The sequence below is a fragment of the Martelella sp. K41-7 genome (assembly GCF_055808365.1).
Genome location: NZ_CM147867.1, coordinates 550,184 through 575,415, shown reverse-complemented (window position 1 = coordinate 575,415; position 25,232 = coordinate 550,184). Strand labels below are relative to the sequence as shown.

Genomic DNA, 25,232 nt, shown 5'->3' with positions numbered 1-25,232 from the left:
AGCCCGGAAACTTGTCACCGAAAGTCTACCTTCCGGAAATTCGCAAAATCAGGCATTGACCGACGAGAAGTCGATCTTGACGCCAGGCCCCATCGTCGACGACAGAGCCACGCGCTTGACGTAATTGCCCTTGGCGCCAGCCGGCTTTGCCTTGACGACGGCATCAGCAAAGGCGCGGATATTTTCTTCCAGCGCGCTTTCGGCAAACGAAGCTTTGCCGACGCCAGCATGGACGATACCGGCCTTCTCGACACGGAACTCAACAGCGCCGCCCTTGGAGGCATCGATCGCCGCCTTGACGTCCATGGTAACCGTACCAACCTTCGGGTTCGGCATCATGCCGCGCGGGCCGAGAACCTTACCGAGACGACCGACGAGCGGCATCATGTCCGGGGTGGCGATGCAACGGTCGAAATCGATGTTGCCGGCCTGAACCTGCTCAACAAGATCTTCCGCACCAACGACGTCAGCACCGGCTTCCTTGGCTTCATCAGCCTTGGCGCCACGGGCAAAAACGGCAACGCGAACGCTGCGACCTGTGCCGTTCGGCAGGTTGACAACACCGCGAACCATCTGGTCCGCATGGCGAGGATCAACACCGAGATTCATAGCAACTTCAATGGTCTCGTCGAACTTGGCGGTGGCCCGCTCCTTGACCAACTTAACCGCCTCAGCAAGCGGATAGAACTTGTCGGCGTCGATGCCCTCACGGGTCTTCTGAATACGCTTTGCAATCTTGGTCATGGCTATCAACCCGTCACTTCCAGGCCCATGGCGCGGGCGGAACCCTCAACCATGCGCATTGCGCCTTCGATATCGGCGGCGTTGAGGTCGCTCATCTTCGCTTCCGCAATCTTGCGGACCTGCTCTGAAGAGATCGAACCGGCGCTCGACTTGCCCGGCGTCTGCGAACCCTTCTTCAGCTTCGCTTCCCGCTTCAGGAAGTAGGAGACCGGGGGCTGCTTCATGACGAAGGTAAAGGACTTGTCCTGGTAATAGGTAATGATTACCGGGATCGGCATGCCCTTTTCCATTTCCTGCGAGGCGGCATTGAACGCCTTGCAGAATTCCATGATATTAATGCCGCGCTGACCAAGTGCGGGACCGATCGGCGGCGACGGATTTGCCGAACCTGCCGGGACCTGCAACTTGAGCTGGCCTGCAACTTTCTTAGCCATTACTCTGCCTTTCTCATCTCGGACCGGATACCCGGCCCTTCATGCCGGCATCTGCCGGCGGCTGCGGTTGCGTGGTACGAGCTTCCGGGACACCGGCTAAGCGCCCTGCTCTTCCACGCGAAATGCCCCGAAGGGCAAAAACTCAAACTTTTCGACCTGGCTGTATTCCAGCTCGACCGGGGTTGCGCGACCAAAGATCGAAACTTCGACCTTCAGGCGGGCACGCTCCTCATCGACATCCTGAACGACACCATTAAAGGAGGCGAACGGACCATCGGAGACACGGACATTCTCGCCGATTTCGAAAGACACGGTCGCCTTCGGGCGCTCGACACCTTCCTGAACCTGACCGAGAATATGATCAGCCTCTGAATCCGGGATCGGAACAGGCCTCTGATCACTCCCCAGAAAACCGGTAACCCGCGGCGTGTTCTTGATCAGATGGAAGACCTCGTCATTGAGATCAGCCCGCACCAGAACATACCCGGGGAAGAACTTGCGCTCCGAATCGACCTTGCGGCCACGACGGACTTCCACGACCTTTTCGGTCGGAACAAGGATACGATCAAAGAAATGATCGAGGCCCTTCTGCTTGGCCTTCTCCTCGATTGCTTCCGCCACCTTCTTTTCGAAGTTGGAATAAGCATGAACAATATACCAGCGCATAGCCATTTTATTTCTCCCCTTTTTCCCGATCAGGCGCCGAGGTTGAGGATGAAATTCATCGCCAAACTCATCAGCTGGTCAGCAGCGAAGAAAAAGAGCGCCGCCACAACCACCATAACCATGACCATAAGGGTCGAGATCACAGTTTCGCGCCGGGAAGGCCAAACGACTTTAGTCGTCTCAGCACGCACTTGCTGCAGAAACGTGAATGGATTGGTTTTCGATGCCATAAACTGCCCACACCTTTACGGCACGTAAAGCGGAAGTAACCAGCTCCACGCACCGCGAGTCTGTTTTGCATTACATATCATCGTTTTTCGCTCAGACAAGAGAAAAACGAAAATTTCTTCGATAGCGTCAACGCGCCCTGCCATGCCAGGCATTTGCAGAACCGCTAAACTGGCAGGGGCAGTAGGGCTCGAACCTACGACCTGCGGTTTTGGAGACCGCCGCTCTACCAACTGAGCTATACCCCTTCATCACATCCGGCTGCTTGCGTCACCGCGCCGCCTGATCCGATCTGGCGCCCCATTTACGGGGATGACGCCGTCTTGGCAAGAGTGTTTTTCAAGGAAACTCCACAGAAGGCCATGAAATACATGACTTTCGCCTGCTCACCGGACGACAGGCATTTTTAGCTGGGTTCAGGCGTAACAAAAAAAGGCATGTGACACTCCTTCCAGGCCGACTCAGGCCCTCAGCGCCTCATTGTCCGGATCGAACGGGCTTTCCTCAACGACGGTCGCATCAAAGAGTTCACCGAGAATGCGGATTTTGAGCTTTGTCCCCGGCGTCGCATAGGCGGGGCTCAGCATTGCCAGCGCAATCGACTTGCCGATGCGCCAGCCGAAGCCGCCCTGGGTCGCGCGACCAGCCAGCTTGCCGTCAGCATCATAGATCGCTTCGGAGCCGCGCGCATCGCAATCGGTCACCCCGTCAACGACGAGCGTCGAGAATACGGCGGAAAGTCCCGCCTCCTTCTTCGACAGCAGCGCCTCCTTGCCGATAAAATCCTTCTTCGGCTTGACGAAGCGGTCGAGGCCCGATTCGTAGGCGGTGTATTCGATCGACATTTCTCGCTGCATGGCGCGATAGGATTTCTCCAATGCCATGGCACCCATGGCGCGAATACCGAAGGGCTTGATGTCGAACTCGGCTCCGGCCTCCATCAATTGGTCGAATATATAAGGCTGCATCGCGATCGGATGATGCAGTTCCCAACCAAGTTCGCCGACGAAATTGACCCGAAGCGCGTGGGCGCTTGCGGAACCGATCGAAATCGGTCGGCCCGTGAGCCAGCCGAAGTCGGCATTTTCCAGCGGCGTTCGCGTCAGCTTTTTCAAAAGATCACGGGATTTCGGTCCGGCAATGACAAGAACGCCCATCTCCATGGTCAACGGCTTCAGCGTGACGGAACCGTCAGTCGGCGCGAGTCTTGCCAGAAGGTCGTGATCATGGGCTTCCAGCCCCGCGCCGGAGACCAGATAGAAGCGGCCGGGCGCCCATTCATAGAGCGTGAATTCCGCGCGTACACCGCCCTGACCGCCCAAAAGATGGCACAGCGCGATACGGCCGCGCTTTTTCGGCACGGCATTGGCGAAGATAGAATCGAGAAATTCACGCGCGCCGGGGCCTGAAACCTCCATCTTTGCAAACGGTGTCATGTCGAGAATGCCCACTTTCTCGTGGACGTGCTTCACCTCGTTGCCGACATGCTCGAAATAGTTCGACCGCCGGAACGACCATTTTTCGACAATGCGGCCATCATCAAGCGGCGGCGCGTGATTGTGCGCGGTGATAACATCGGCACCAACGCCAAGTTCACTCTCATCGAGAGCATAGCCTTCCGGCGTATACCAGTTGGCGCGCTCCCAGCCGTAAACGGAGCCGAACACCCCGCCAAGCGCCTTCAGCCGCTCATAGACCGGCGCGGTCTTCAGCGGGCGCGCGGCCGAACGCTCCTCATCCGGGTAGTGCATGGTGAAGACATTGGCATAGGCCTCCTCATTCTTGGCAATGAGATAGCCCTCGGTGGCGTAAGGCCCGAAGCGGCGCGGATCGACACCGGCAAGGTCCACCGTCGGCTCGCCGTCGACGATCCATTCGGCCAACTGCCAGCCAGCGCCGCCGGCGGCTGTGATGCCGAAGGAATGACCCTCGTTGAGCCAGAAATTCTTCAGGCCCGGCGCAGGCCCGACAATCGGGTTGCCGTCCGGTGTATAGGCAATCGCGCCGTTATAGACCTTCTTGATGCCAACCTCGGCAAAGGCAGGAACCCGCGCCATCGCCGTTTCGATATGCGGCATCAGCCGGTCAAGTTCTTCCTGGAACAGCTCGTACTCGCTGTCGTCGGATGGCCCGTCGACATAACAGACCGGCGCACCGACTTCATAAGGCCCGAGGATCAGGCCGCCAGCTTCCTCACGCATGTACCAGGCGCTGTCGGATTCACGCAAAACCCCCATTTCCGGAAGGCCCTGTTTCTTCCGCTCCAGAATGTCGGGGTGAGGCTCGGTGACGACATACTGGTGCTCCACCGGGATGACCGGAATATCAAGGCCGACCATGGCGCCGGTACGGCGGGCAAAATTGCCGGTGCAGGAAATCACATGATCAGCCGTGAAAGCTTCCTTGTCCGTTTCCACATGCCACGTGCCATCGGCGTTCTGACGGATTTCGGTGACGGTGGTGTTACGCAGGATACGCCCGCCATTGTCGCGCGCGCCCTTGGCAAAGGCCTGAGTCAGATCGGCGGGCTGGATATAGCCGTCATCGGGATGCTGGATAGCGCCGAGGATGCCATCGGTCTCGCACAGCGGCCAGACCTCCTTGACCTCCTCAGGTGTGAGGAATTTGAAATCGACGCCGATGGTTTCAGCAATGCCCGAATAGTAAAGATATTCGTCCATCCGGTCTTTGGTCATCGCAAGGCGGATATTGGACACCTTCGAGAAGCCGACGTTCAGACCAGTCTCTTCCTCCAGCGCCGAATAGAGATCCACCGAATATTTGTGAAGCTGGCCGACGGAATAGCTCATGTTGAAAAGCGGCAGCAGGCCGGCGGCATGCCAGGTCGAGCCGGAGGTCAACTCCTTGCGCTCGATCAGAACGGCATCGTCCCAGCCCTTCTTCGCCAGATGATAAAGCGTTGATACGCCGACAACACCGCCACCGATCACCAGAGCCCTAGTCTTCGTTGTCATCCGTTCCGCCTCTCAAGCTTGTCTTGACCGCCCGTCTGTCGGGCGTTGTTCCTGAAGACTATGCAACGGGTGGGAGAGCGGAAACAGCCCGTTTGCGACATGCAGTCTTGCGGGCGCGACGCGGCTGATTTTAGGCTCAGCGCTCGCCACCGTCATCATTTCCGGCATCTGGATGGTCGAACATTGGTTTGGAGACCACCTCCGGCTCGGAGTGCTCTTCGGGAGCATCGCGTTTCCTGTGCTTGCGGATCGAATCCGCCAGCTCATCACGACGCTCCTTTTGCGGAATGATATGCAGGTCACGCTGCGGATAGGGAATGGTAATCCCCTCATCCTTGAAGCGCTCGAAGATCGCCACGCGGATATCGTTGCGCACGGCAATGCCGTTGAAAACGTCGGCCAGATAGACACGCACCTCGAAGTCGAGCGTCGATTCGCCGAACCCCATGAAGATCACGAACGGTTCCGGGTTTTGCAACACCAGCGGGTGACTGGTGCCGATATCCATCAGAATGTCCATCACCTTGCGCGGATCGCTGTCATAGGAAACCCCGATGGCCACTTCCGAGCGCCCCATCTGGTTGTGGTGCATCCAGTTTCCGAGGGAAGCGTTGATGAGTTCGGAATTCGGCACAATAATCGACTGGCGCTGGAAGGTTTCGATTTCGGTTGCGCGCACCGAGATGCGCTTCACGAAGCCCTCCGTTGAACCGGACACGATCCAATCGCCGACCTTGAAGGGGCGCTCCACGAGCAGGATCAGGCCGGAAACAAAGTTGGACACGATCGTCTGAAGGCCGAAGCCGATACCGATCGAAAGAGCGGACGCCACCAGCGCAAGACTCGACAAATTGACACCGGCGGCCGAAATCGCCAGAAGCCCGGCCACAACGATTCCGAGATAGCTGATGCCGGTTTTGACCGAGTTCCGGACGCCGGCATCCGCGCGCGAGCGCAACAGCACATTATTGTCGAACCAGCCCTGGAACCAGCGGGTTGCGAGAAACCCGCCGATGAACAGCAATATCCCGATCAGAATGCCGCCGAGCGAAATCGTGATGGAGCCGACCGTGACCGAGGTCAGGTTGCTGGCTGCCCACAAACGCATTTCCTCATAGCGCACCCCCCATGACAGAAGGATGAGCGGAATACCGATCAGGAGTGTCAGCGCATAGATCAACAATCCGCCCAGAAGCGACAACTGATCGGCACGCACAGCGGAAAGCTGGAATCGCTCAACCAGGTTTTTCCCGAAGCTGGTGCGAGCGATGCTGCCTGCTTGAGAGACGGCCTGCCCTACCAATATGCCGATATACATGGTGATCAGCACGGCGCCCGTGAGCACCACCTGTTGAGAGGCAAAGCGTGCAAGCGCAATATACCCGACAAGTGCGCAAAGGACGACGAACAGGCCGACGAGACGGGCTGAAAATGCAATTACGGAGGGGAACAGAATATCAATCGCCCGCGTGTGCTTTATCTCCGCATGGACCGGTGTACGTGGACGGATGAAGGAAATAGCCACCAGGATGCCGCCGATCAGCACCGAGGATATCAGGCTGCGCAGGACATCCAGCTGGACGCCCACGTCGAGCGTATCATTCAACACGCCAATCAGAATATCGCCCCAGTTGATGAAGGCCATCGCAGCAAAGGCGATCATCAGATTACGCGAGGCTGCATTGCCGATCGGCATCAGTCGCCATTGCGGCCGGCCAGGCGTCAGCACATTGCGAGACAGCAAGAAGACGAAAAAAATGATCGCACCGGAAATATAGGTCTGCAGCACAAAGCGCTGCACGTCCGGCAGGAAAATCCCCATACCGACAAAGAGAACATAGGAGACAGCAAGAAACGCAAACAGCGCGAGACAAGGAATGACGGTCGTCCAGAAGGCCGCAAGCAGCCGGATCACATAATCGGGTTCCTCCATCTGGAGATCGAGTTTCGTGCGTTCCACAAAGTTTGTGGAAACCCGGTAGGCAAAAAATGCAGCCAGAATCGAGAGCAGATTGGCCCCGATGAACTGAATACGTTTCGACTGCCAGATAAAACGCAGCCAGCCGCCGTAAGATGATTTGGAGGCCGCAAGCTGCCCCTGCCAGAGCATCGTGAAATCGGTCGAAAACAACGCCGCCAGATCGGTATGTTTGAAAAGCGCACGCGCAAACTGCTCGCGTCTGATCCGGGAAACAGTATCGGAGATTTCCTCGGCGGAGGTCGCAAGCTTGCCTACACGCTCAGCGAGCGTATTGATTTCGGAGCGCTGCGCCAGAAGCGCGTTGCGCTCCCGCGTTGTCACTTCCGGCTCCGGGCTCTCTCCAGGTCCTGGCGCGCTCCCAAGCTCTGTCAACTGGGCACGGACCTCGCCAAGCCTGGCCTGAATGGCGGTCTCGACCTTGGAGAGCTCACCCTGAAGCTGATCGACCTGCAGCTGAAGTTTTGCGAGTGAATCATCGCTATTGCTGACGCCGGAAACCTGTTCCGATATGGCTGAAAGCGTACTGGCATAGCCGTCAAGTGTGTTTACAGTATCGGCGACGAAAGGAGTGCTCGGCTGGCTGACAGCGTCATTCGGTTTTTGTCCGGTGCCCTTGGACGCCGCCACCGCTTGTGGCGACGTCGCCGTCTGCTGAGCGAAAGCGGGCGAAACGGCAAACGTATAAAACAACGCCGCAATCAACAAGGCGAGCCTGAAAGGTTCCCTTATCGCCGTAAGCTGCATCAAATCACGTCCCTCGATTAAGCGGTTTCCAGCCCGTCCATGACCGTCAAGCGCGTCTATTTCTGTCCCCAGCCAGTATTCTCATCATCTGAAAGGTAGGCCAGTTCCGCGCGCGTCGAACGCCTCTTCAGGATCGGATTACGATGCGGGAAGCGACCGAAGCGGGCAATCACCTCGCGGTGACTTTCAGCATAGTTCGAGAATTCCTCATTCCCCAATGTCGCAAACAACGCCACGGAGCGGTCCTGGTCGGCAAGGACTTCCGAATGTTCGAAGGGCATGAAGAAGAACGCCCGGCGTTCGGCCGGAACTTTCTCGTGCGCGCCGCTGGCAATCGCAAGCTTCGCTTCCCTCAGCGCCAACATATCGGTGGCAAACGCCATCGGTGTTGCACGGTAGATGTTGCGGGGAAACTGGTCGAGCACGATCACGGCGGCGAGTTGAGCCTCAGGGCTTGCCCGCCAGACCGCACCGACATCACGCGCCAGCGCCCGGTGGGTCGAGAAAAAGCGGTAGAGGATGGTGTTGTCGAGCGCCGCGACATCGTCCGGATTGAACCAGTCCTTCGGCGTCAGTTCGTCAAACCAGAAAGAAAGCACCTGTTCAGGGCTGGTGACAGTTTCGATGAATTCACTCATTGCTTTCCTTCCGGCGCACAACAATTGCGTGTCGCAGCGTGTACGACGCTTGCGCATGACAGGCGCGAACGATACATTTTCATACACATCCGCTCAAGCAAGACATTTGAAGAGGCATGAATGCCTGAAATTGGGCCAACGGGCTCGCGGCGCGGTGTTACCGTCGTCACATCCCTGATTTTTGTCATTCTGCTTTTGATCGCGATCCGCGCGGCGGGCGGCTTCCTGAAACCCGTGGCGCTTGCCCTCTTCATCATCGCAATCACCTGGCCGATCAAGAACGCGCTTCAACGCTTCATGCCGCCGCTCGTGGCGCTTGCGATCACCGTCATCAGCACCATCGTGGTCTTCGTCATCTTCGCGACCCTGATCATCTGGGGCTTCAGCCGGATGGCCACCTCGTTCATCGACGCGGCATGGCAGCTTCAGGCCGCCTATCAGGATGCCGTCGCATGGCTCGGAGAACAGGGGTTCTCGGTTGCAAGCTCGCTCAACGATGTTTTCAATGTCGGCCTGATCGCCCGCACCGTGCGCCAGGTGACCGGACAGGCAAGCACGACGCTCAGCTTCTGGCTCGTGGTTCTCGCCTATGTCGTTTTAGGCTTGACTGAAGTGGACAAGCTCCGCCACAAGCTCAGCGCCCTGAGCAAGCCCGACTTTGCCTTCGCCGCCATCCGCATTGCCGACGCAACGGCCAAGAAATTCGGCCGCTATATGCTGGTCCGCACGCAGATGAGTGCGATAACGGGCGTATTGTTCTGGAGTTCTGCAACGCTGACCGGGCTCGATTTCCCGGTGGAGTGGGGCGTGATCGCCTTTGCGCTGAACTATATCCCGTTCATCGGATCGGTGATCGCTACCGTGTTTCCTTCGCTCTACGGCGTTATCCAGTTCGAGCACTGGGAGACGGCGCTGGCGCTGTTCGTCTGCCTCAACCTGATCCAGTTCGTCATCGGCAATTACGTCGAGCCGATGGTTTCCGGCTCGACGCTGTCGATCTCGCCCTTCGTGGTGGTGTTCTCGATCTTCTTCTGGACCTTCATGTGGGGCCTGTTCGGCACGTTTCTCGGCGTCCCGATCACGATTGCACTCTTGACCGCGTGCGAGAACGTGCCTTCGCTCAACTGGGTAACGGAAATCCTCGGCGGAAAGCGAAAACAGGTGCAGGCACAGACAACGGCGCGCGAAGACTGAGCCGCCTCCCCCTGCGCCGCCATCTCACCACATCGACTTTGTCGCCCGCTCCGGCCATTCGCGATCATAGGTTTCCGCATCGAAGTCCGCAGCGCCTGCCACCTTCGTCATTTCACCCGGTGTTGGCAGTGTCTGTGGGTCGACATGACGCTCCGGGTTCCAAAGATCGGAGCGCATCAGTGCGCGAGCGCACTGGAAGTAGATTTCGTCGATCGTCACCACAATAACGCTTCGGGGATGCTTGCCGTTCATTGCGAAGCTTTCGAGCAGGGACGGCTCGACGGCGACAACCGCCCGGCCGTTGATCCGCAGGGCATTGTTCGAACCGGGTATGAGAAACATCAGTGCGACGCGCGGATCTCGGACGATATTGATCAGCGAATCGACCCGGTTGTTGCCACGCCAATCCGGAAGTAGAACCGTTTTCTGGTCGGCGATGCGCACAACGGCCTGGGCATCGCCGCGCGGTGAACAATCGAGCCCTTCCGGACCAACGGTCGCCAATGCCAGAAACGGCGAAATCTCAATCATTCGCCGATATGCCGGAGTGAGATGCGCCGTCACCTTCTCAAGCGCTGTCTGCCCCGGTTCGCCATATACGGCCTTGAGGTCTTCAACGTTTGTAATGACTTTCATGCTTTTCCTTTTCCGCTTCAGCGCGGCCGCTCCGCCCTATCGCGGGTCATTCCCTTTTCGGCAAGCTCTCGCTCATATTCGGCAAACATCGATGCGCCGTCCTCGCCGAGTTCTCTCAGATAGGTCCAGGTATAGATGCCGCTGTCGTGCATATCGTCAAAGCCGATGCGAATCGCATAATTGCCGGCGGGCTCAAGCGTCATGATCCCGACATTGCGCTTGCCCGGCACTGTCACCGCCTGGCCCGGTCCGTGTCCCTTCACCTCGGCAGACGGTGAGAGCACGCGCAGCATTTCGGCGGGAAGCGCATAGCGCTTGTCGTCCTCGAAAGACACTGTAAGGGTTCTTCGATCACGCGAAACCCTGATTTCTGTCGGTGCTGAGACCATTGTCATGTCCTGAGAATGCCCGATTTCACATGACCGTGTTTGGCACTTCACTTGACGCTTGCCAACCCCCGCGCCATCTTCGGCTGAAGGAGAATCCGCCGTGGATCAGCATATTCTGGAAAAAGAGCCTGTTACCGGCCAACCGGCGCCGATGATCGACCCATTTGGTCGGTCAATCACCTATCTGCGCGTTTCGGTGACGGACCGCTGCGACTTCCGCTGCACCTATTGCATGGCGGAAAACATGACCTTTCTGCCCAAGCGCGACCTTCTCACACTGGAAGAGCTGGAGCGCCTGTGCAACGCCTTCATCGACAAGGGTGTGCGGAAACTGCGATTGACCGGCGGCGAGCCCCTGATGCGCAAGAACGTCATGCAGCTGATCGAAAATCTCGGACGACGCATCCCCGAGGGCAGGCTTGATGAACTGACATTGACGACCAACGGCTCGCAGCTCTCCCGGTTTGCCGAGGGGCTTTATGCCGCTGGCGTGCGGCGTATCAATGTTTCGCTGGACACGCTTGATCCGCAGAAATTCCGGGAGATCACCCGATGGGGTGATTTCGACAAGGTGATGGCAGGCCTTGAGGCCGCCCGCAAGGCGGGTCTCAGGGTGAAGCTGAATGCCGTGGCACTTGCCGGTTTCAACGAGCACGAAATCCCCGAACTGCTGCGCTTTGCCCATGGCGAGGGCATGGACCTCACGCTTATCGAGGCGATGCCGCTGGGTGAGGTCGACACCGACCGTTCCGCCCAATATCTGCCGCTTTCAAAAGTCCGCCGCGACCTTGAAGGTCAGTTTACCCTGAGCGACGTCCCGATGACGACGGGCGGACCGGCGCGGTTTGTGCAGGTCGCGGAAACAGGCGGCAAGCTAGGCTTCATCACACCGCTTTCGCATAATTTCTGCGCGGCCTGCAATCGCGTGCGCCTGACCTGCACCGGCATGCTGTATCTCTGTCTCGGCCATGACGACAATGCCGATTTCCGCAAAGTACTGCGCGACCATCCGGATGATGATTCCGTGCTGCACCGCGCCATCGACCGGGCCATTGCTAAAAAGCCGGAAGCGCACAATTTCGAGCTCGACGAGACCCGCTCGCGGGTCGCCGTTGCCCGCCACATGAGCATGACCGGCGGCTAAGGCGTCGACGGCTGACACAGATCACTTTCCTGTCTCGTCATTCCTCTATAAGAACGAAAAACACAATAACGAGACGAATAATGCGCACCTCTTCCAATGTTACCGGCGCCGCCTTCATGATCGCGGCGATGGCCGGCTTTGCGTTGAACGATGCCACGGTCAAACTGCTGACCGAGGAAATCGGGCTCGGCCAGATCATGTTTTTCAGGGGGCTTATCCTCACCTGCTTTGCCCTGCTGATCGCATGGAGGAGCCGCGTATTTTCAAGCTTGGGCGGTGTCTTCGATCTGCGCGTGCTGGCCCGCAGCGTTTGTGAGTTGGTTGCCGCCATTGCCTTTTTGCAGGCGTTGAAGGCGATGCCGCTTGCCAATGCCGCCGCCATCATCCAGTGCCTGCCACTCGCCGTCACGCTGGGTGCGGCACTTTTCATGAAGGAGCCGGTCGGCTGGCGGCGCTGGAGCGCAATCACCGTCGGCTTTATCGGCGTGCTGATCATCATCCGCCCCGGTCCCGATGGATTTGAGCAGGGGGCGGGCTTTGCCGTGATCGCCATGCTCGCCGCGTCCGGGCGCGACCTTCTGACCAAGACGATCCGTAACGACATCCCGGCCATCATCATCACGCTGGCAACAGCCGGACTGCTGACGATCGGCGGCGCGGTTCTCGGTACAGTCGAGCAGGACTGGAGCATGATGACATGGCCGATCATGTTCAAGCTGGTGCTGGCAGCCGTCTTTCTGCTTTCCGGCTATCAATTCGTCGTCTTTGCCGTGCGTCTTGCCGATATCTCCTATATCGCGCCGTTCCGCTATGTCGGCCTGCTATGGGCCACGCTGCTCGGCATGGTCATCTTCGCCGCCTACCCCGGTATCAACGTGCTGGTCGGCGGCCTGATCATCGTTGCAGCCGGTCTTTACTCCTTCCACCGCGAACGCAAGAAGGGGCTGGCACCGCTGGCCGAGACCGGCCAGCCGGTCGCGTCTGAAGGCGGCGGCCCGATCGTCAAGGCGGAAGTGCAAATGCTGAAGGATAAAAAATGACCACCCCCGCCCTGCCCGCCGTGATCCTGGCCGGGGGCGCGTCACGGCGCATAGGCGTGGACAAGGCGGAGCTGGTGCTTGATGGTGAAACCCTGATAGCGCGCGTTCATCGCCGGATCGCGCAACAGGCTTCTCCGGTGATGGTCAGCCGACATGGCCACGGTACGACCGATCCCTCCGGAACGATCCCTGTCACCGATGCCTCAACCGGCCATCAAGGCCCGCTTGCCGGCATTCTTGCCGCACTCGATCATTTGCAACAGACCGGCTCGCAAGCAACCCACATGATTTCGGTTGCGGTTGATACGCCATTTTTCCCGAATAGCCTGGTGGAGCGGCTTTCAGAGCCTCAACCCGCCAGGGACGAAATTGTCCTTGCGGGCTCGAAAGGCCGGGCGCATCCCGTCTTCGCGCTCTGGCCGGTTGTCCTTCGCGGTGATCTCGAATGCTGGTTTTCTGACCGATCAAACCGCCGGCTGATGGACTTCATCGGACGGCACACCAGTCAGGTTGTCGATTTTGCCGCTGTCACAACGCCGCAAGGCCCGGTGGACCCGTTTTTCAACATCAATACTCCCCAGGATCTCGATACCGCACGGCTGATCGCAAAGATGATGACGGACAGCCGGTAGCGGTTGCGCTTTGAACGATCACGGCATAGAGCGTGACCGACACGGAAAAGGGCGACCGCAATGACAAAGAAGATCGATGAGGAAAAACTGGCGGAGGCCTATAACAGGGCCCTGACGCTTGAAAAGGCAGGCAAGCTTGCCGAAGCAGCCGAAGCCTATCGCGAAGTCCTTGCAATCGACCCCGACGATCACGGCGGCGCGGCTGTCCGTCTTGCGGCGATCGGCTTTGGCGAAGTGCCGAAAAAGGCACCCGATGCCTATGTCGAGACGCTGTTCGACCAGCATGCCGAGGATTTCGAGGATATTCTCGTTGACCAGCTTGGCTATTGTGTGCCGATGATCATCCGCCAGCGGTTTCAGGCGCTCAGCATCGGTCCGTTCGAACGCATGCTCGATCTTGGCTGCGGCACGGGTCTTGGCGCCAGTGCGCTGCGCGACATGACAGGCGAGATCACCGGGCTCGATATCTCCGAGAACATGGTCGAAATCGCCTATGAGAAAGAGCTCTACGACACGCTGTTCGTCGCCGAGGTCGAGGAATTTCTACATGACGATGGCGAAGAGGCGTTCGACCTGATCGTCGCCGCAGATGTGCTGCCCTATCTGGGAACGCTCGACGCCTTTTTCTCCGGGGCTGCCAAGAGCATCGCCGGTGGCGGCGTTCTGGCGTTTTCGGCAGAAACCCTGCCGGATGAAACGCTGAAGGGACGCGATTACATGGTCGCCCCGCATCACCGTTTCGGTCACAGCCTTGCCTACCTTTCCGCAAGTCTCGAAAAGGCAGGGTTCTCTACGGTCGAAGTCACCGATATCAATGTGCGCTTTGAAAATGGCCAGCCAACACCCGGCTACCTCGTGATCGCCCGCTACTCCGACGCGTGAGAGCGTCGGCCGGCCAGAAAATAACGCCATGGCATATACCAGTGCCAATCGTCATCCAGCGTTTCGGGAACCGGATCGAAACCGTGTGTGCCACCCGGTCCGCAGCGCCCGACGCGAAACAGCGTGAGAAAGCCGCCGGCCCAGAGCCCGTGGCGGGCAATCGCCTCATAGCCATATTCCGAGCAAGTCGGCAAATGGCGGCAGGACTGACCGATCAGGCTTGAGAATGTCAGTTGGTAGAAACGGATGATGCCGAGCCCGAACAGGCGTCCCGGCGTCTTGCTAAACGGTCCCTGCCAATTGCGCGACGTCGTTTTCGCGTCGCCATGGGTCTCACACATCGTGCCCGGCGGCCTCTTTCTGGTTCGGGGTGCTTGCGTCGAGCGTGTCGAGCGCTTTGACAACAGCCTCAAAGGTCAGCATCACAGAGCCATGACGCGCCGGATAGTCCCTGACCGGCAACAGGCAGCGCATTTCCGCAAATCGGCCTTCCGGCCCCTCGCCACCCTCTTTCAGCATCGCACGCATCTCGATGCGCGCACGTCTGATCTCGTCCGGCGTGGCGCCGATCACACAAGCAGCCATGATTGCCGATGACGCCTGCCCCAGAGCGCAGGCCTTCACCTCATGGGAATAGTCGCTGACCTTGCCATCGGACATGTCGAGATAAACCGTCAGCCGTGATCCGCACAGCCTGGAATGGGCGGAAGCGCTCGCATCGGCACCTTCAAGCACGCCCAGCCGGGTGACATTGCCGGCATGGCTCAAGATCCGGGCGGAATAGATATCGTCCATTTTCGCTTTCCGTGACGCCTTGCCCGTAAGCGGGCCTGTGCAGATTGATTACAGGAAAACATGGGATTTCGGCAAGAGCGCGGCAAGACCCAGAGGGAATTGCCAAGCGTGGCCACCCGGTCTATCACCTCCGGGCAACGACAGGAAAAAGCATGATGAATTTCGCAAAGCCGCCGAGAGACAAGGCCCTTCTTGACGAGGCCACCGCCTTCACCCCCCGTTTCGACGACAAGGGGCTCGTCACCGCCGTGGTCACTGATGCCCGCGACAATGCGGTGCTGATGCTTGCCCATATGAACGACGAAGCGCTGTCGCTGACGCTCGAAACCGGCTTTGCCCACTATTACAGCCGGTCACGCGACACGATCTGGAAGAAGGGCGAGACCTCGGGCAATCTGCAAAAGGTGGAACAGATACTCACCGATTGCGATCAGGACGCTATCCTGCTGAAGGTCTCGGTTGCCGGCCATGACGCGGCCTGCCACACCGGCCGTCGTTCCTGCTTCTATCGCGAAGTGACAGCCAAGGATGATGCGGCCGCGCTGAAAAGCATCGACGACCACAAGGCCTTCGATCCCAAAACTGTCTACGGCAAATAAGCCTCTCGCACTCAGCCGGCGATATAAGACTTGATATGCTCGGCCTCTTGCTCGACCTCGCGGATGCGTGACTTGACCACGTCGCCGATCGAGATGATCCCGATAAGCCGACCATCGACCTCCACCGGCACATGGCGGAAATGCCTTGTTGTCATCACCTCCATCAACTCGTTGACGCTGGTGCCCTCGTCACAGCGATAGACGGTGTCGGTCATCTCTTCAGACACCGGTGCGGCCAGACAGCGCGCACCATGCTTGCCGATGGCGGCGGCAAGGTCACGTTCCGTAAAAATGCCCGCAATCTTGTTGTCATCATTCACGATCACAACAGCGCCGATGCGGTTTTGATGCAGGATGACAGCCATTTCCGAGATCGGCGTCTGAGCCGGCGCCGTCACAACCGACCTGCCCTTTTCGTCCAGTATCATTCTGACAGTGATCGCCATAAAAACCTCCTCGTTTTCAGCTCCCAAGCGCATTTCCGCCTGTCAGGAAATGTGCACGAAAAGATGGTGCATGAGGTTTTTGACGATTGCAAGCAAACGCTGGGCGGAGGAAAATCGGGCTGTCCCCTCAAAACACCAGGGTGCGCGGGGTCCTGACATCAAAAAGCGGGAAGGCGAGAAACCCGAACAGGAAGCCGCCCACATGCGCCTGCCAGGCAATATCGGCAGCGCTTATCCCGACAAAGCTGACGCCTGCGGCAACGAGCAGATTGCCGACAAGCCAGACCAGGACGAAGGCGCGGGCCGTCGGATCGGCGAACACTTCGCCGATGGTCAGGCGTGGCGCCAAATGCGCCTGCGGCAGGAACCGGCCGCCGCTGAAGACGAAACGGCAGGAAGCCCCCATATAGGCGGAAACCACGCCGGACGCTCCGATCAGAACGCTGACCGCGCCCCAATCCGTGGCGGCGAAGAAAAAGGCCGAAGCCGCCGAACTTGTCACCCATAGCAACAGGAAGCGCAGCGCGCCAATGCGCTTTGCAACCGGCGCACCGAAAATCGACAGCCAGATGGCGTTGAAGATGATATGCGTCCAGCCACCATGCAGAAACGAATAGGTCAATGGCGACCAAAGCCATGCGAAGCCCTGATCCGAGAGCGGGTGTGCATAACGCACCGGCAGAAAACCGAAATCCTGCCAGATCATCATGTTGGTGCGATAGTCGAAAACAAACTGTTGAAGCAGGAAGATCGCAAACAGCAGGCCGAGCGCCACCAGCACCGCCGGAGGCAGATTGATCGGCGGCTCGCGACGTTTCCGCGGCCTGAAGGGATCGCCGCCGGTCCGCGGTGTCTGCATGGTCTTGCTCCTGTTCGCGCATTGAATATCTGATGGAAAGGCGTTTGAAAAGCGGCGACGGGCATGACAGAACGGTAAACTGGCGCTTGGGTTCAGGTGGAGGCAGGTTCACAAAAATCGCCAGCCCGGCAAAAACTTAAACGAATATTAACTGCAAATTGATCACAGTGCTGGCAAGCCTAGCAAAGGGCGAAGGCGGCCGGTATCATGCCGCCACGGCTTCGCCAGGAAACAACAACCGCCAGATTTCGCAAGAGTTTTTCGAATGCAGAGACAGGCCACCCGCCGCTTCCGTATGAGCCGGTTTTCGAACGTCGCGATGCTTTTCGCGGCATTGATGATTCTTATCACCGGCCTCCCCGTGCACAACGCCCGCGCTGATTCCAATGACGCCGCGATCGTGATCGACGCCCACACCGGTAAAGTTCTTTACAGCGAGGCGCCCGATGCGCCGCGCTATCCGGCATCGCTGACCAAGATGATGACCCTCTACATGGTGTTTGAGGCGCTCGATGAAGGGCGCATCACGCTGAATTCTAAGATCCCGTTTTCCAAGAATGCCGCTTCCGAGCCGCCGACAAAGCTCGGCATTCCCGCCGGCGGCAGTGTCACGGTGGAAACCGCGATCTACTCTCTGGTCACCCGTTCGGCCAATGACGTCTCGACCGCGCTTGCCGAGTATCTCGGCGGGTCGGAATCCAATTTCGCCAGGATGATGACCAACAAGGCGCATTCGCTTGGCATGACGCGCACGACCTACCGCAATGCACACGGCCTGCCGAACAGCGCGCAGAAAACCACGGCCCGCGACCAGGCCCGCCTCGGCATTGCGCTGCGCCAGCATTTTCCGGAATATTATCACTATTTCGGTACGCGTAATTTCAAATACGGCAAATACAATATCGGCAATCACAACCGCTTGCTTGGCCAGGTCAAGGGCGTCGACGGTATCAAGACCGGCTACACCAACGCTTCGGGATACAATCTGGCCACCTCTGCCGTTTCCGGCAATCGCTCGATTGTCGCCGTTGTCATGGGTGGTGCAACTTCGGCCAGCCGGAATAAATGGGCAACGCGACTGGTCACGACCTATCTGCCGAAGGCTTCCAATGGCCGCGGCGGCAATTTTGTGATTGCCCGCGCCGGCAGCATGGTGTTCCCGGAAAAAGGACCGATCCCCTACCCGCGTCCAGCGGCAGAGGGTGGCGTCGCGCTTGCCTATGCAGCAAACGACAATGCCAAACCGGCAGCAGCGGCGGGTCTCACCGGCGTTCAGGCCGAGCTCGTATCCAACGTGCCGCTGCCGAGCGCCCGCCGTCCGGCCGACAATGACGATGGTCTGAGCGTTGAGGACGTTCTGCAGACAGCCGACAACGCTGTCGATGCCGTGGGCGATGCAATCATACCTTCAGCCCAGGCTTCCGAAAGCGTACCGGACACATCTATCAAGACCAGTTCGATCAGTCAGCCGCGTGGCTGGGTCGTGCAGGTTGGAACCGCAGCGACTGCGGAAGATGCACGCGCGATCCTCATCCGTACCCAGGGAAAGGCCGGTGGCGCACTTGAAGAATCCGAACCCTTCGCGCTCGCCTACAACAACGGCGGCCAGGAGATATACCGGGCCCGCTTCGGTGGCTTCCCCGACCAGGAAGAGGCGGTCAGAGCCTGCCGTGCGCTGAAGCGGAATGGCGTCAGTTGCTGGGCCAGTCTGCAGTAGCGCGCAAGAACAGTCCGGTACTGTCAGACACTGGAGCAAAAATAGTGAATAAAACGCCGGTCCACATCGCGGGCCGGCGTTTTCCGTAAAGGGTTTCGAAAGATTTAGCCGGTAGCTTGTTGGTAAGGTTTCGGAAAGCACAAACCAAAAATGCTTCCGATGCCACACAATAGCCCTCTATCTGTCCTGCGTAGCTATGGGGATTGACGTGAACAGGAAACAGCGTTCCGGCATGATGTCAGGCAATACCGAACCCTCAACCGCGCGTCGAAGCGGTTTCAACCCTCTCCATGAAGCAGCCCAGAAGTTGGCGGAATATGCCCGGTTTCAGGGGCGCTACAAGGCGCGAGAGCTTGTCGGCCTGCTGACGAGCCAGGGAGAGCGTGCAGCGCGCGCCGTACAGCCAGCCGCCCGTATTCATCTCTTTATTCAGAGCGAAAAACGTGGCCGGGCACCGGTCAGTCTCAGGCTCCGGTAACCGTATCTAAAAGCAAGAACCGGATACAAGAAAGGCGCCTTCCGGCGCCTTTTGTTGTTATCCAGCGCCTGAAAACACTACATCTTGACGGCCGAAATCTGGATTTCGACGCGACGGTTCTGAGCGCGGCCGTCCGGTGTCGCGTTCGAGGCGATCGGATTTGACGGGCCGAAACCAACAGCGGAGATCCGGTTACCGCTTACGCCGCTCTGGATGAGGTAGTTGCCAACGCTGTTGGCGCGCTCCTGCGACAGCCGTTGGTTATATTCCGCAGAACCGGTTGAATCCGTGTAACCATTGACGTTGACGGCCGTGCGGTCATATTTACGCAGCACGGTCGAAACAGCGTTCAGCGTCGAGTAGAAGTTTGGCAGGATCGTGTACTGGTCCGTTGGGAAGGTGACGTTGCCGGGCATAATCAGCGTCAGCATGTCGCCATTGCGAACCACGGAAATGCCGGTACCCGCGAGCGAGCGGCGGAACTCAGCTTCCTGATTGTCCATGTAGACGCCGATGCCGCCACCAGCGAGCGCGCCAATGGCGCCGCCGATGGCAGCGCCTTTCGCATCGCCGCCGACAGCCAGGCCTGCAAGTGCGCCAAGCGCGCCGCCTGCAAGCGCACCGGTACCGGTGTTGTTGTTGACGGTCTGGCCCGAATAGGGATCCGTGGTGGTGCAACCGGCAAGAAACGCAAAGCCTGCTGCAGCAATGGTCATTTTTTTCAGCATGATGTCCCTCAGATGTGAATCTCGCTCAATCTCAAGCCGCGCTATTGCGGCAATCATATGGCGAAAGTGCCTGCCAAATATGGTTGTGGCCCGATAACACGAACCGGGCCACAGTATTCAAGGAAATCAGAAGCGCGATCAGTTGACCGCAGTGGTGGCCGAGCCGGCAACTGCCGGCGGTGCAATCCTGATTTCAACACGACGGTTCTGTGCACGCCCGTCGGCTGTGTCATTCGAAGCGACAGGATTGGCCTTGCCGTAACCAACCGGCATGATGCGCTGCGGACTGACACCGCGCTGGATCAACGCACCAGCAACGGCGTTGGCGCGCTGCTGCGAGAGCTTGAGATTGTAAGCGTCCGAACCGGTCGAATCGGTATAGCCATTCACGTCAAGATCGGTGGCATTGTATTTCTTCAGCAAGCCGGCGACCACGGTGAGAGACGGGTTGAATTCGGGCACAATGTCCGAGCTATCCGTTGCAAAGGTAATGCTCGAGTCGAAGACCAGCGCGATATATTTCGGCGTGCGTATAATGGTCACACCCGTGCCTTCAAGCTGCTGACGCATCTCCGCTTCCTGCGTATCCATGTAGGTAGCCGGATCACTGACGGAAATGTTGGTGACCGATACTTCATTGGAAGCCGGGTTCACGCTGTTCTGCGTGTTGGCCGCGCAGCTTGCGAGCAGCGCGGTTGCACAAACGGCCAGAATTGTTTTTGGTGACATGTTTCCCCCTTCAGGAATTTCAGAATCGGCTGTGCCGATCACTACATATGATTGCCTATATCAACAGTATGGACACGGTTTAGCAAGTTTTTCCATGCTGAGTGAATGCAAGCCGGTACTTGCTGCCGCCTTCCCCGTCAGTGCTCTATCGCGGCAGCGTCGTGCATTTCCGCGTTCAACAACCTTTCTTCGTCAGCTTTCGGCTTGGATAGTCGAGCGAGAATGAAATAGGCCACCGGCGTCACATACAACGTCACCAGCGTGGCAAACCCCAGCCCGCCGACAATCACCCACCCAAGTGCGATGCGCGCTTCTGCGCCTGCACCTGATGCCAGCACCAGCGGAATGCCGCCGAGGACGGTAGAGATCATTGTCATCATCACCGGCCTTAGGCGCAACATGGTTGCATGCTCGATCGCATCGCGTACGCTCTCGCCTCGGTCCCGCAATTGGTTGGCAAACTCGACGATCAGAATACCGTTTTTCGCCATCACGCCGATCAGAAGCACAAGGCCGATCTGCGAATAGATGTTGAGACTGGTTCCGGTCAAAAGCATGGCGATCACGGCACAGCCAATTCCGAAGGGCACCGTCGAAAGGATGATGAGTGCGCTCCACATGCTTTCAAACTGGGCTGCCAGCACGAGAAAGACGATAATAATCGCAAATCCGAAGACCATAGTCATGCCCGACGCATTTTCATCGAGAGCGGCGGCCTCGGCCTGCGCCTCCACATGGGCACCGGCAGGCAATAGCGGCTCGGCCAGTTCAAGCAGGCGCTGATAGGCATCGCCTAGCGCCACATCGGGGCCGAGGCTTGAAGACAGCGAAACCGCGGCCTGCTGCTGTTCGCGCTCGAGCGTCGGCGCAATCGACTTTTCTTCCAGATCGGCAATGGTCGACAATGGCACGATGCGACCATCGCCTGTCCGCAGGAATACATTTCTCAGGTCGGTGGGATCATCGAGTTTGCGCGTATCGGCACGCAACTGAACATCATAGGAATCGCCCTCGATGAACACCTCACCGACCGACCGACCATCGAGCAAGGCGATCAGCGCCTGGGACAGTCCGGCGATATCGATCCCTAGATCGGCGGCCCGGCGGCGGTCGAGCGTCAGGGCGAGCTGTGCCTGCGAAGCCTCGTTGGAAAGCCGTGGCGCAGAGAACATCGGATCTTCTTCCATGGCTGCGACGAGCGCACTCGCGGCTTGCGAAAGCCTTTCATGGCTTGAGCCCACAAGCGCCACGCTCAGTCCGTTTCCGGCGCCGCGAATATTCAGCGAATTGGGCTGGAAGGCGAAGGCGCGCACAGCGGGGATCCCCCGGCGGCCGCGTTCACATCGCGCGAGATCTCGTCCTGTGTGCGGGTGCGTTCACTCCACGGCGCAAGCGTCATCACCACGAAACCACTGTTGGTATTGTTGCCGAAGCCGGAGATCGAAAACACGCTTTCAACCTCACCGCTGTCGATCAGCGGCTGCAGCCGTTCTTCCACCTGCTGAATGCGGTCGCGGGTGTAATCCAGGCTGACGCCCTGCGGCGCAGAAACGCGCATCAACAGCAGTGAACGGTCCTCGCGCGGCAGAAGCTCTGTCGTGAGGTTGGCGTAGGCGAGATAGGCACCGAACATCAGCAATCCGGCAAGCGACAGAAGAACCAGCGGAGCGGCCAGCGCCCATCTCAGCGTCACGGCGTAAAACCGCGCCAAGAACTCCCCCATCCGCGCCACAGGACCGGGCGTCGCATCCTCGTGGTGAACCAGAATGCGGGAAGCGAGCATCGGGCACAGCGTCAGAGCCACGAATGAGGACAGCATCACCGAAAAGGCGAGTACAAAGCCGAACTCGCGGAACAGACCACCCGCCTGCCCCGGCAGGAAGGAAAGCGGCACGAACACGGCGGCAAGGGTCGCCGTGGTGGTAATGACCGCGAAGAACACCTGCCGTGTGCCCAGAACCGCAGCGGCTCGCGGCCCCATGCCCTGCGCGCGCAGCCGCACAATGTTTTCGAGCACGACAATCGCATCATCGACGACCATGCCGGTTGCCAGCACGATTGCCAGCAAAGTCAGGATATTGACTGAAAAGCCCGCGAGATAGATCGCGGCAAGGGTCCCGACAAGCGCGACAGGAAGGGTGATTGCGGGAATGATGGTCGCGCGCCAGTCGCGCAGGAACAGATAGATGATGGCCACCACAATGAGCGCGGCCAGCAACAACGAACGCACCACCTCCTCGATAGAGCCGGAGATAAACACCGCATCATCGCTCGACACCTTGATCGTGGTGCCCTCTGGCAGGTTCGGCGCGATTTCGGCGACCACACGGCGCACACCCTCGGAAATCTGCAGCGTATTGGATTTTGCCTGCCGGACAATCCCCAGTCCGATCCCCGGCTGGCCGTTATAACGCAGCGCCGTCGCTGCCGTATCCGGACCAAAGACGACGGTGGCAACATCGCCCAGGCGAACATTTTCAGCAATGCGGAGACCGGCAAATTCTTCCGGCGTGGTGATGTCGGCCGTCGCCCGAACACCGAGCGCCTGGGTCGTGCTGGTCAGCGACCCAGCCGGAACATCCCAGGAAATATCGGAGAGCGCGGCAGCCAGATCGGCCACAGAAAGACCGCGACTGGCAAGCGCTGCCGGGTTGATATCGATACGGAATATCTTGTCGCGTTCGCCATAGACCTCGACATCGGCAACACCCGGAACGGAGGCAAACCGATCCTCGATTTCGTCGGAAACAAGCTCCGTCAGGTCGTCAATACTCAGAATCGACGAGGTGATGGCCAGTCGCATCACGGGCTGGGAGTCTGAATCCGCCTTGACGATGCGTGGCTCATCCGCATCATCCGGCAATTGCCCCTGAACCTGACCGACGGCATCACGCACATCCATCGATGCGACATTGATGTCTGTGTCGGTGCTGAATTCCAGCGTCACACGGCTCGATCCGGTTGATGAGCGTGAGGACATTGCCTGCAATCCGGGCACGCGGGCAACCGCGCCCTCGATCACATTTGTGACCTCGCGGTCGATGGTCTCAGGGGCTGCGCCGGAATAACTCGTGCGCACGGTAATCACAGGCTGGTCCACGTCGGGGAGTTCGCGCACCTCGACGCCGAAAAAGGCAGCCAGCCCCGCAACGACGATCAGCGCGTTAAACACCAAGGCAAGTATCGGACGGCGCACGAAAAGCGCGGTAAACCCGTGCTCGCTTTCGTGCTCCGCAATCACCTTTTGCACTTCGTCACGCGCATCGCTAGAAGCAGCTTCGGTGGCATTGTCGGCATTTTCGTCATGGGGCGTCGTCTGGTCTTTCTGATCATCCTCGCTCATGACGCACTCTCCGCCTTGGTCCGGCTGCGCCCGTCGGTTTGGCTTCCAGTGGTGATATCGGTGACTGACGCGCCTTCCCGCAGTCGCTGGATGCCTTCGGTGATCACACTGTCGCCTTCACCGAGATCGGCATCGACCAGCACCGCATCGGGGTCGCGCTGAATGATGCGGACGCGGACTTTTGTGGACTGGCCTTCAGCAAGCTGCCAGACATAGGCGCCCTCGGAATCCCACTGTATCGCGAGCGGGTCGACCGCCGGATAGACATCGCCGGGGAAGCGCATGGAGACATCAAAGGACATCCCGGCGCGCAGTGCATCGCCTTTATTGTCAATGCGCGCACGGACCTTGAAGGTCCGGCTCGCCGCATCGATACGGTTGTCGACAGCTTCAACCTCACCGTCAAACATCTGCCCCGGCGCCGCCACCAGACTTGCCTTCACAGGCGCACCCGGCCGGATTGCGGTTGCGAAACGCTCCGGGACCGAGAAATCGACAAGAATCGTCGTCCGGTCATCAATGGTGACAATCTCGGATGAGGTCGTGATGTAGTCTCCGACATTCACCCCGACAATGCCGGCAGAGCCGTCGATCGGGGCCGTGATCCTGCGGCGTGAAAGCGCCAGTTCTGCAGACTTCAGATCCAATTCTGCGGATCTCTGTGCGATCTCGGCATTATAGACTTCGAGGTTTGAAATCGCAGACTTGATACGCTGATTGACCTCCGCCTGGCGGGTCGCGCTTTCCAGTGCCACCTGAGCCAGATCGCGGGCCAGCACCTGTTCGCGGTCATCGAGAACGGCAATAACCTCGCCCTGTTCAACCGTATCGCCGGACGAAATCATCAGTTCCCTGATCGTGCCGGCTTCCTCAGGCAGCACGGTGACCGAGCGGATCGCCTCACCACTGCCGATTGCCGTCAGCTCATCATTCACGGTTCCGGTCTCCACCGGCGCGGTTACCACCTGTATCCCGCCACCGGCAAACCCGCGGGACGGACGGGCATCACCGCCGCCAGCCTCATTGCTCAGGACGCCATAGGATGTAAGGAGTGCGCGCCCGCCGGGCGCCAGAAAGAACCAGGCCGCTGCCCCGATTGCCAGTACGCACACACTGACAGCAACCTGTTTGTAAAAACGCATTAATGACTCCGGCATGAAGAAGATGCCGGAAACGCCGGCAGACGCAAATGGGAGAATTATGAGTGGAAG

The 25,232-nt window shown here is 58.8% G+C and carries 24 protein-coding genes, 1 tRNA gene and 1 pseudogene; 8 read left to right on the top strand and 18 right to left on the bottom strand.

The annotated features are described in order from the left end of the window. Positions 1 to 48: 48 nt before the first annotated feature. The 8 genes from rplA to AC0L7L_RS02680 form a co-directional block, all read right to left on the bottom strand. A complete protein-coding gene (gene rplA, locus AC0L7L_RS02715; protein ID WP_272210156.1) occupies positions 49 to 744 on the bottom strand; it encodes a 50S ribosomal protein L1 in 696 nt (231 codons plus the stop codon). Positions 745 to 749: 5 nt separating this feature from the next. Then, entirely contained in the window at positions 750 to 1,178 is a 429-nt protein-coding gene (gene rplK, locus AC0L7L_RS02710) for a 50S ribosomal protein L11 (protein WP_272210155.1), read from the bottom strand. A 96-nt stretch (positions 1,179 to 1,274) separates the two neighbouring features. Then, entirely contained in the window at positions 1,275 to 1,850 is a 576-nt protein-coding gene (nusG, locus tag AC0L7L_RS02705; RefSeq protein WP_473511771.1) for a transcription termination/antitermination protein NusG, read from the bottom strand. Between the two features lie 23 nt (positions 1,851 to 1,873). Next, on the bottom strand, positions 1,874 to 2,074 hold the full coding sequence (gene secE / locus AC0L7L_RS02700) for a preprotein translocase subunit SecE (RefSeq protein ID WP_473511769.1): 201 nt from the start codon (positions 2,072 to 2,074) through the stop codon (positions 1,874 to 1,876). Between the two features lie 170 nt (positions 2,075 to 2,244). Next, positions 2,245 to 2,320 (bottom strand) — tRNA-Trp (locus AC0L7L_RS02695). 213 nt (positions 2,321 to 2,533) lie between these two features. Beyond that, positions 2,534 to 5,047, bottom strand: a complete 2,514-nt coding sequence (locus AC0L7L_RS02690) for a GcvT family protein (RefSeq protein ID WP_473511767.1) — start codon at positions 5,045 to 5,047, stop codon at positions 2,534 to 2,536. Between the two features lie 136 nt (positions 5,048 to 5,183). Beyond that, entirely contained in the window at positions 5,184 to 7,772 is a 2,589-nt protein-coding gene (locus tag AC0L7L_RS02685; protein WP_473511764.1) for a mechanosensitive ion channel domain-containing protein, read from the bottom strand. Positions 7,773 to 7,828: 56 nt separating this feature from the next. Beyond that, complete coding sequence (locus tag AC0L7L_RS02680) at positions 7,829 to 8,410, bottom strand: DUF924 family protein (protein WP_473511762.1); 582 nt, start codon at positions 8,408 to 8,410, stop codon at positions 7,829 to 7,831. A 120-nt stretch (positions 8,411 to 8,530) separates the two neighbouring features. On the opposite strand from AC0L7L_RS02680, the gene AC0L7L_RS02675 reads away from it, so the two are divergent. Then, positions 8,531 to 9,604 (top strand): AI-2E family transporter, encoded by a 1,074-nt coding sequence (locus AC0L7L_RS02675; RefSeq protein ID WP_272210145.1) that lies wholly within the window; start codon positions 8,531 to 8,533, stop codon positions 9,602 to 9,604. Between the two features lie 24 nt (positions 9,605 to 9,628). Here the strand turns inward: AC0L7L_RS02675 and AC0L7L_RS02670 are convergent, their stop codons facing one another. Further along, positions 9,629 to 10,240, bottom strand: a complete 612-nt coding sequence (locus AC0L7L_RS02670) for a pyridoxamine 5'-phosphate oxidase family protein (protein WP_473511759.1) — start codon at positions 10,238 to 10,240, stop codon at positions 9,629 to 9,631. 17 nt (positions 10,241 to 10,257) lie between these two features. After that, positions 10,258 to 10,629 carry a gamma-butyrobetaine hydroxylase family protein gene (locus tag AC0L7L_RS02665; protein WP_473511757.1) on the bottom strand — a complete coding sequence of 124 codons (372 nt, stop codon included), beginning with the start codon at positions 10,627 to 10,629 and terminating at the stop codon, positions 10,258 to 10,260. Positions 10,630 to 10,780: 151 nt separating this feature from the next. Between AC0L7L_RS02665 and moaA the strand changes: the two genes are divergently transcribed. The 4 genes from moaA to AC0L7L_RS02645 all read left to right on the top strand — a co-directional run bounded on the left by moaA (position 10,781) and on the right by AC0L7L_RS02645 (position 14,327). After that, on the top strand, positions 10,781 to 11,773 hold the full coding sequence (gene moaA, locus AC0L7L_RS02660) for a GTP 3',8-cyclase MoaA (RefSeq protein ID WP_473513745.1): 993 nt from the start codon (positions 10,781 to 10,783) through the stop codon (positions 11,771 to 11,773). A gap of 80 nt (positions 11,774 to 11,853) precedes the next feature. After that, positions 11,854 to 12,813, top strand: coding sequence for a DMT family transporter (locus AC0L7L_RS02655; protein WP_473511755.1), 960 nt, complete (start codon positions 11,854 to 11,856; stop codon positions 12,811 to 12,813). After that, positions 12,810 to 13,445, top strand: a complete 636-nt coding sequence (mobA, locus tag AC0L7L_RS02650; RefSeq protein ID WP_473511753.1) for a molybdenum cofactor guanylyltransferase MobA — start codon at positions 12,810 to 12,812, stop codon at positions 13,443 to 13,445. Before AC0L7L_RS02655 ends, mobA begins: the two co-directional genes overlap by 4 nt. Before the next feature lie 60 nt (positions 13,446 to 13,505). Beyond that, positions 13,506 to 14,327, top strand: coding sequence for a methyltransferase (locus AC0L7L_RS02645; RefSeq protein WP_272210136.1), 822 nt, complete (start codon positions 13,506 to 13,508; stop codon positions 14,325 to 14,327). On the opposite strand, the gene yidD is transcribed toward AC0L7L_RS02645, so the two are convergent. After that, complete coding sequence (gene yidD, locus AC0L7L_RS02640) at positions 14,312 to 14,668, bottom strand: membrane protein insertion efficiency factor YidD (RefSeq protein ID WP_272210135.1); 357 nt, start codon at positions 14,666 to 14,668, stop codon at positions 14,312 to 14,314. The two genes, AC0L7L_RS02645 and yidD, sit on opposite strands and share 16 nt — an antisense overlap. Next, complete coding sequence (locus AC0L7L_RS02635) at positions 14,661 to 15,122, bottom strand: iron-sulfur cluster assembly scaffold protein (RefSeq protein ID WP_272210134.1); 462 nt, start codon at positions 15,120 to 15,122, stop codon at positions 14,661 to 14,663. Before AC0L7L_RS02635 ends, yidD begins: the two co-directional genes overlap by 8 nt. 152 nt (positions 15,123 to 15,274) lie before the next feature. Here AC0L7L_RS02635 and hisI point away from each other — a divergent pair, with 152 nt between their 5' ends. Beyond that, complete coding sequence (gene hisI / locus AC0L7L_RS02630) at positions 15,275 to 15,721, top strand: phosphoribosyl-AMP cyclohydrolase (RefSeq protein WP_473511749.1); 447 nt, start codon at positions 15,275 to 15,277, stop codon at positions 15,719 to 15,721. 11 nt (positions 15,722 to 15,732) lie between these two features. Here hisI and AC0L7L_RS02625 read toward each other — a convergent pair whose 3' ends face one another. Next, the gene (locus AC0L7L_RS02625) at positions 15,733 to 16,167 is read right to left on the bottom strand and encodes a CBS domain-containing protein (RefSeq protein ID WP_473511747.1); all 435 of its coding nucleotides are present in this window, start codon (positions 16,165 to 16,167) and stop codon (positions 15,733 to 15,735) included. Positions 16,168 to 16,294: 127 nt separating this feature from the next. Further along, positions 16,295 to 17,026, bottom strand: coding sequence for a rhomboid family intramembrane serine protease (locus AC0L7L_RS02620; protein WP_473511745.1), 732 nt, complete (start codon positions 17,024 to 17,026; stop codon positions 16,295 to 16,297). A 265-nt stretch (positions 17,027 to 17,291) separates the two neighbouring features. Here AC0L7L_RS02620 and AC0L7L_RS02615 point away from each other — a divergent pair, with 265 nt between their 5' ends. Further along, complete coding sequence (locus tag AC0L7L_RS02615; protein ID WP_272210129.1) at positions 17,292 to 18,743, top strand: D-alanyl-D-alanine carboxypeptidase; 1,452 nt, start codon at positions 17,292 to 17,294, stop codon at positions 18,741 to 18,743. A gap of 208 nt (positions 18,744 to 18,951) precedes the next feature. Beyond that, a complete protein-coding gene (locus tag AC0L7L_RS02610; RefSeq protein ID WP_272210128.1) occupies positions 18,952 to 19,221 on the top strand; it encodes a hypothetical protein in 270 nt (89 codons plus the stop codon). Between the two features lie 77 nt (positions 19,222 to 19,298). Here the strand turns inward: AC0L7L_RS02610 and AC0L7L_RS02605 are convergent, their stop codons facing one another. The 4 genes and pseudogenes from AC0L7L_RS02605 to AC0L7L_RS02590 form a co-directional block, all read right to left on the bottom strand. Beyond that, the gene (locus AC0L7L_RS02605; protein ID WP_473511742.1) at positions 19,299 to 19,949 is read right to left on the bottom strand and encodes a YiaD family glycine zipper/OmpA-like lipoprotein; all 651 of its coding nucleotides are present in this window, start codon (positions 19,947 to 19,949) and stop codon (positions 19,299 to 19,301) included. Positions 19,950 to 20,087: 138 nt separating this feature from the next. After that, complete coding sequence (locus AC0L7L_RS02600) at positions 20,088 to 20,678, bottom strand: YiaD family glycine zipper/OmpA-like lipoprotein (RefSeq protein WP_272210127.1); 591 nt, start codon at positions 20,676 to 20,678, stop codon at positions 20,088 to 20,090. A gap of 137 nt (positions 20,679 to 20,815) precedes the next feature. Then, a pseudogene (locus AC0L7L_RS02595) lies at positions 20,816 to 23,928 on the bottom strand (efflux RND transporter permease subunit). 89 nt (positions 23,929 to 24,017) lie between these two features. Next, on the bottom strand, positions 24,018 to 25,163 hold the full coding sequence (locus tag AC0L7L_RS02590) for an efflux RND transporter periplasmic adaptor subunit (RefSeq protein ID WP_473511738.1): 1,146 nt from the start codon (positions 25,161 to 25,163) through the stop codon (positions 24,018 to 24,020). Positions 25,164 to 25,232: the final 69 nt, after the last annotated feature.

Excerpts from the sequence above, each read along its gene's own strand:
- AC0L7L_RS02620 (WP_473511745.1), bottom strand. The coding sequence starts at position 17,026 with ATGCAGACACCGCGGACCGGCGGCGATCCCTTCAGGCCGCGGAAACGT.
- AC0L7L_RS02635 (WP_272210134.1), bottom strand. The coding sequence starts at position 15,122 with ATGGACGATATCTATTCCGCCCGGATCTTGAGCCATGCCGGCAATGTC.
- AC0L7L_RS02690 (WP_473511767.1), bottom strand. The coding sequence starts at position 5,047 with ATGACAACGAAGACTAGGGCTCTGGTGATCGGTGGCGGTGTTGTCGGC.
- secE (WP_473511769.1), bottom strand. The coding sequence starts at position 2,074 with ATGGCATCGAAAACCAATCCATTCACGTTTCTGCAGCAAGTGCGTGCT.
- AC0L7L_RS02600 (WP_272210127.1), bottom strand. The coding sequence starts at position 20,678 with ATGTCACCAAAAACAATTCTGGCCGTTTGTGCAACCGCGCTGCTCGCA.
- yidD (WP_272210135.1), bottom strand. The coding sequence starts at position 14,668 with ATGTGTGAGACCCATGGCGACGCGAAAACGACGTCGCGCAATTGGCAG.
- AC0L7L_RS02680 (WP_473511762.1), bottom strand. The coding sequence starts at position 8,410 with ATGAGTGAATTCATCGAAACTGTCACCAGCCCTGAACAGGTGCTTTCT.
- AC0L7L_RS02685 (WP_473511764.1), bottom strand. The coding sequence starts at position 7,772 with ATGCAGCTTACGGCGATAAGGGAACCTTTCAGGCTCGCCTTGTTGATT.
- AC0L7L_RS02675 (WP_272210145.1), top strand. The coding sequence starts at position 8,531 with ATGCCTGAAATTGGGCCAACGGGCTCGCGGCGCGGTGTTACCGTCGTC.
- nusG (WP_473511771.1), bottom strand. The coding sequence starts at position 1,850 with ATGGCTATGCGCTGGTATATTGTTCATGCTTATTCCAACTTCGAAAAG.
- AC0L7L_RS02605 (WP_473511742.1), bottom strand. The coding sequence starts at position 19,949 with ATGCTGAAAAAAATGACCATTGCTGCAGCAGGCTTTGCGTTTCTTGCC.
- AC0L7L_RS02625 (WP_473511747.1), bottom strand. The coding sequence starts at position 16,167 with ATGGCGATCACTGTCAGAATGATACTGGACGAAAAGGGCAGGTCGGTT.
- AC0L7L_RS02645 (WP_272210136.1), top strand. The coding sequence starts at position 13,506 with ATGACAAAGAAGATCGATGAGGAAAAACTGGCGGAGGCCTATAACAGG.
- AC0L7L_RS02615 (WP_272210129.1), top strand. The coding sequence starts at position 17,292 with ATGCAGAGACAGGCCACCCGCCGCTTCCGTATGAGCCGGTTTTCGAAC.
- rplA (WP_272210156.1), bottom strand. The coding sequence starts at position 744 with ATGACCAAGATTGCAAAGCGTATTCAGAAGACCCGTGAGGGCATCGAC.
- mobA (WP_473511753.1), top strand. The coding sequence starts at position 12,810 with ATGACCACCCCCGCCCTGCCCGCCGTGATCCTGGCCGGGGGCGCGTCA.
- moaA (WP_473513745.1), top strand. The coding sequence starts at position 10,781 with ATGATCGACCCATTTGGTCGGTCAATCACCTATCTGCGCGTTTCGGTG.
- AC0L7L_RS02665 (WP_473511757.1), bottom strand. The coding sequence starts at position 10,629 with ATGGTCTCAGCACCGACAGAAATCAGGGTTTCGCGTGATCGAAGAACC.
- AC0L7L_RS02670 (WP_473511759.1), bottom strand. The coding sequence starts at position 10,240 with ATGAAAGTCATTACAAACGTTGAAGACCTCAAGGCCGTATATGGCGAA.
- rplK (WP_272210155.1), bottom strand. The coding sequence starts at position 1,178 with ATGGCTAAGAAAGTTGCAGGCCAGCTCAAGTTGCAGGTCCCGGCAGGT.
- AC0L7L_RS02655 (WP_473511755.1), top strand. The coding sequence starts at position 11,854 with ATGCGCACCTCTTCCAATGTTACCGGCGCCGCCTTCATGATCGCGGCG.
- AC0L7L_RS02590 (WP_473511738.1), bottom strand. The coding sequence starts at position 25,163 with ATGCGTTTTTACAAACAGGTTGCTGTCAGTGTGTGCGTACTGGCAATC.
- hisI (WP_473511749.1), top strand. The coding sequence starts at position 15,275 with ATGATGAATTTCGCAAAGCCGCCGAGAGACAAGGCCCTTCTTGACGAG.